Annotated in this window: 5 protein-coding genes; all 5 read left to right on the top strand. The window is 31.5% G+C overall.

Features of this window, described 5'->3' with window-relative positions; all coding sequences use genetic code 11:
- On the top strand, positions 1-376 hold a 376-nt coding region (locus tag CD036_RS03640), incomplete at its 5' end, for a plasmid mobilization protein (RefSeq protein WP_103388018.1).
- Complete coding sequence (locus tag CD036_RS03635; RefSeq protein ID WP_000246202.1) at positions 358-1,320, top strand: relaxase/mobilization nuclease domain-containing protein; 963 nt, start codon at positions 358-360, stop codon at positions 1,318-1,320. The genes CD036_RS03640 and CD036_RS03635, both read left to right, overlap by 19 nt.
- Positions 1,289-1,744, top strand: coding sequence for a DUF334 domain-containing protein (locus CD036_RS03630; protein WP_000753824.1), 456 nt, complete (start codon positions 1,289-1,291; stop codon positions 1,742-1,744). The genes CD036_RS03635 and CD036_RS03630 overlap by 32 nt, the downstream gene beginning before the upstream one ends.
- 560 nt (positions 1,745-2,304) lie before the next feature.
- Positions 2,305-3,249, top strand: a complete 945-nt coding sequence (locus tag CD036_RS03625) for a replication initiation factor domain-containing protein (protein WP_011167206.1) — start codon at positions 2,305-2,307, stop codon at positions 3,247-3,249.
- Positions 3,250-3,256: 7 nt separating this feature from the next.
- The gene (gene str, locus CD036_RS03620; RefSeq protein ID WP_001258486.1) at positions 3,257-4,105 is read left to right on the top strand and encodes a streptomycin adenylyltransferase Str; all 849 of its coding nucleotides are present in this window, start codon (positions 3,257-3,259) and stop codon (positions 4,103-4,105) included.
- Positions 4,106-4,192 lie beyond the last annotated feature (87 nt).

Below are 4,192 nucleotides of genomic sequence, written 5' to 3'. Positions count from 1 at the left end.
GGCTAGCGATTTGTCTGTTGGGGGAAACCGTAAACCCAACCGCAAAGAGCCAAAACAAATTAGTTTCAGAGTGAGTGAACAGGAATATTCAAAGTTGAAACAGTCGGCAGAAACTTTGAATATGACAGTGCCTAATTTCGTTAAGAAAAAGGCACAAGGCAGTCGATTAGTGTCGCCAAAATTAGACAAAGAAACGCGACAATCGATTGCCAAAGATTTAAGTCATTTGGGTAGTAATGTGAATCAGATTGCTAAGTGGTTTAATCAAAATAAAGATAAGGCTACACATTTACCAGAAGAGAAATATCATGATTTAGAAAAGCAATTTGATGATGTGAAAAAGGAGTTGCATAAGATATGGCAACAACTAAATTAGGCAATACGAAGTCGGCAAGTCGTGCCATTAATTACGCAGAAGAACGTGCAGAAGAAAAAAGCGGCTTAAATTGTGATGTTGATTATGCTAAATCATATTTTAAGCAAACTAGGGCGTTATATGGCAAAGAGAATGGTGTTCAAGCACATACAGTCATTCAATCTTTTAAGCCTGGCGAAGTAACAGCTAAAGAGTGTAATGAGATAGGTTTAGAATTAGCTAAAAAAATTGCACCAGATTATCAAGTTGCAGTTTATACACATACAGACAAAGACCATTATCACAATCACATTATTATTAATTCAGTAAATTTAGAAACAGGCAACAAGTATCAGTCAAACAAAGAACAACGTGATTTTATAAAAAAGGCGAATGATCAGTTATGTGAAGAACGTGGTTTATCTGTGCCAGAAAAGTCATCAGAAATCAGATATACGTTGGCAGAACAGAACATGATAGATAAAGATAAAAGGTCATGGAAAAATGATATAAGAATGGCAGTTGAAGAAACAAAGGATAACGCAGTAGACTTTGAAGAATTTAATACTTTGCTAAAAGAAAAAGGTGTTGAAATCACGAGAGTAACGAAAAACAACGTAACGTATAGACACATTGAAGAAGATAAAAAAGTACGTGGGAATAAGTTGGGCGATTCTTATGACAAAGGAGTGATTGAAAATGGCTTTGCAATCGAGAAATTCAGACGAGAACGAGAAGAAGAACGAGAATACGATGAATATGCAGACACGTTCGAAGTTGACTGGGACGCAGTCGCAGAAAATTCAGAAGACCTTAGAAAACGAAGAATTGCAAGAACTGAAGAAACAAAACAAGCTAGTAATAAAATATATATCAGAGATGAAAGAACAACAGGACTTGAGAGAAAAGGAATTGCAGGCAATCAAGTCGAGTTTGAAAAAGACGACGGAGGACTTTCAAGGTAGAGGTAAAAAAGTCCATAATGATTTTGTTCGTTTGTTACAAAAGAATTTAAATCGAGTGAATGCAGAAGATATTGAGATAGAGGTTCGAAAAGATGTTTATGGAGTTCGAGAAGAAATTCATTCGATGTTGCGTGAAGTTAAACAATCACATGAACATTATCAAAAAAGACAAAAGCAATTATTTACTGGTATTGGTGCAATGTTATTAGTGTTTATGCTTTTTGCTTTGATTATGACGATTGGCAGAGATTTTATGGGCTTTTTACATGTAGATGTATTACAGAATGCCATAGCAAGCAAAATAAAGGCTTCTGAGGGCTTTATTTCAGTTTTATGGTACATTGCTTATGGTTTACCTTATATACTCGCTATAGGGCTATTTATTTGGTTGTATGAGTGGATAAGAGCAAGATTCCATGATTAAACAAAGTATGATCAGGCTTTTATGCCGAGAAAATTTATTTATATTGAGAAGTACCCTTAACTAAACTTGCAGACGAATGTCGGCATAGCGTGAGCTATTAGCCCGACCATTCGACAAGTTTTGGGTTTGTTAAGGGTACAGAGGCTCAATGTAAATAAAGCAATTGGAATAAAGCAACAAAGGGGGTTGAAGAAAATGAGTAAGAAGAAAAAGATTAATTTAGCAATATCAATTGCTCAAGTAGTAGTGCAGGCGTTAATACTTTATAACACTTATCAGCAATATAAATATTCTAAAAAATATTCAGCCTAATAAAAAAAGACTTAGTCTGAATAGACCAAGCCTTTTGTTAGTGTTATATTAATATGCAAATAAAAAAACAAAAAAAGAAGTCGCTCACTCCCTGACCAAAGTTTGTGAATGCGACTTACCTTAAAGAAAAACAGTTGGTGTTTTTTTCTTAATTTTTGTATATCTAGATATTAAACGATATTGGTTTATTCTTCAAGATATATATTCGGGTGAGCGACTTCTTAAACAAAATAAGGAGTCGATTTTTTATGAGTAAAAAAGCAGAAGAAATTCAGGCAAAACAAAGTTTGGAAAAGGAAAACTCAAATTTTTCTAAAACCGGATACTCTAATAGCCGGTTAAACCGACATATTATGTACACCCCCGAACCAAAATTACACTTTGATGCTATGACAATTGTTGGGAATCTTAATAAGAACAATGCTCACAAACTGTCTGAATTTATGAGTATTGCGCCACAAATTAGACTTTGGGATATATTACAAACCAAATTTAAAGCTAAGGCTCTACAAGAAAAAGTTTACATCGAATATGATAAAGTAAAAGCAGATGCGTGGGATAGACGTAATATGCGTGTTGAATTTAATCCTAATAAACTTACGCATGAAGAAATGCTTTGGTTAAAACAAAACATCATTGACTACATGGAAGATGATGGTTTTACAAGATTAGATTTGGCTTTTGATTTTGAAGACGATTTGAGCGATTATTATGCGATGACTGATAAATCAGTTAAGAAAACTATTTTTTATGGTCGTAACGGTAAACCAGAAACAAAATATTTTGGTGTTCGTGACAGTGATAGATTTATTAGAATTTATAATAAAAAACAAGAACGTAAGGATAATGCAGACATTGAAGTTATGTCTGAACACTTATGGCGTGTAGAAATTGAATTAAAAAGAGATATGGTTGATTATTGGAACGATTGTTTTAATGATTTACATATTTTGAAACCAGATTGGTCTAGTTTAGAAAAAGTAAAAGACCAAGCAATGATTTATATGCTAATTCATGAAGAAAGTACATGGGGTAAATTAGAAAGACGTACAAAAAATAAATACAGAGAAATGTTAAAAAGTATTTCAGAAATTGATTTAACGGACTTAATGAAATTGACTTTAAAAGAGAATGAAAAACAATTGCAAAAGCAGATTGAATTTTGGCAGCGTGAATTTAGATTTTGGGAGTGAAAAAACAATGAGGACTGAAAAAGAAATTTTAAATTTAGTTTCTGAATTTGCTTATCAACGAAGCAATGTAAAAATTATTGCTCTCGAGGGTTCAAGAACTAATGAAAATATAAAAAAAGATAAGTTTCAAGATTATGATTTTGCTTTTTTCGTATCAGATATTGAGTATTTCACACATGAAGAAAGTTGGTTAAGTTTATTTGGAGAATTATTGTTTATACAGAAACCAGAAGATATGGAATTATTCCCACCTGATTTAGATTATGGTTACAGTTATATAATGTATTTTAAAGATGGCATAAAAATGGATATTACATTAATTAATTTAAAAGATTTAAATCGTTATTTTAGTGATTCTGATGGTCTTGTAAAAATTTTAGTTGATAAAGATAATTTAGTAACTCAAGAAATTGTTCCAGATGACTCAAATTATTGGTTAAAAAAACCAACAGAACGAGAATTTTATGATTGCTGTAATGAGTTTTGGAGTGTCTCAACGTATGTAGCAAAGGGTGTTTTTAGAAGAGAAATATTATTTGCTTTAGATCATTTCAATAATATTTTACGTCCTGAATTATTAAGAATGATTTCTTGGTATATTGGCTTTAATAGGGGTTTTGATTTTAGTTTAGGAAAGAATTATAAGTTTATAAACAAATATTTAACTGATAAAGAATTCAATATGCTTTTAGCTACTTTTGAGATGAATGGATATAGAAAGACATACCAATCTTTTAAGCTTTGTTGTGAATTATTTAAATATTATTCAAATAAAGTAAGTTGTTTAGGAAATTATAACTATCCAAATTACGAAAAAAATATTGAGAATTTTATTCGTAATAATTATGAGAATTAATTTTATTAGCAACCACATTTTTGGTTGCTTTTGTTTTGATTTTGAATTTGGTTTTGAACTATGAGTGGCTAGCATTTTGCCACTCAT

This window comes from Staphylococcus arlettae (assembly GCF_002902345.1).
GTDB lineage: Bacteria > Bacillota > Bacilli > Staphylococcales > Staphylococcaceae > Staphylococcus > Staphylococcus arlettae.
The sequence above is the reverse complement of the archived record's forward strand: the minus strand, read 5'-3'. Positions and strand labels throughout refer to the sequence as shown.

Excerpts from the sequence above, each read along its gene's own strand:
- str (WP_001258486.1), top strand. The coding sequence starts at position 3,257 with ATGAGGACTGAAAAAGAAATTTTAAATTTAGTTTCTGAATTTGCTTAT.
- CD036_RS03635 (WP_000246202.1), top strand. The coding sequence starts at position 358 with ATGGCAACAACTAAATTAGGCAATACGAAGTCGGCAAGTCGTGCCATT.
- CD036_RS03625 (WP_011167206.1), top strand. The coding sequence starts at position 2,305 with ATGAGTAAAAAAGCAGAAGAAATTCAGGCAAAACAAAGTTTGGAAAAG.